This window comes from Streptomyces sp. M2CJ-2, assembly GCF_016757295.1.
Classification (GTDB): Bacteria; Actinomycetota; Actinomycetes; order Streptomycetales; family Streptomycetaceae; genus Streptomyces.
In genome coordinates this window covers 1-551 of the sequence record NZ_JAESIF010000286.1, presented here as the reverse complement: position 1 = coordinate 551, position 551 = coordinate 1, and the positions used below count along the sequence as shown (strand labels likewise).

The window sequence follows — 551 nt, the reverse complement described above, 5'->3', positions numbered from 1 at the left end:
ACGTATCCCTTCCAGCGCAAGACCTACTGGCTGAACGCCACCACCGTGACCGGTGACGCCGCCGGATTCGGTCAGGTCGTCTCGGACCACCCCGTCCTCGCCGCGGCGCTGGGCCGCGCCGACGGGGAGGGGACCGTACTGACGGGACGGGTGTCTTTGGCGTCCCACCCCTGGCTGGCCGACCATGCCGTGGCCGGCATGGTCGTCGTCCCGGGTACCGCCTTCGTGGACATGGCCGTGCACGCCGCCGCGCTGGTCGGCTGCGCCGGCCTCGGTGAACTGACCCACCAGGCGCCGCTGGTGGTGCCCGAGAGCGGCGGCGTCGCCCTCCAGGCCGTCGTCTCGGCGCCCGACGACCAGGGCCGCAGGACCGTCGAGTTCTACTCCCGCCCGGAAGCGGACATCACCGACCCCACCTGGACGCTCCACGCCACCGCCCAGCTCGACCCGGGCCAGCCCGCGCCCGTACCCGTGAGCGGCGTGTGGCCGCCGGCGGGTGCCGAACGCGTGGAGCTGGAGGGCTTCTACGAGGGTCTGGCGGCGGAGGGGTA

The 551-nt window shown here is 73.7% G+C and carries 1 protein-coding gene; it reads left to right on the top strand.

Features of this window, described 5'->3' with window-relative positions; genetic code table 11:
- A partial coding sequence (locus tag JL475_RS39330; protein WP_202282976.1) for a polyketide synthase dehydratase domain-containing protein occupies nt 1–551 on the top strand: 551 nt, incomplete at both ends.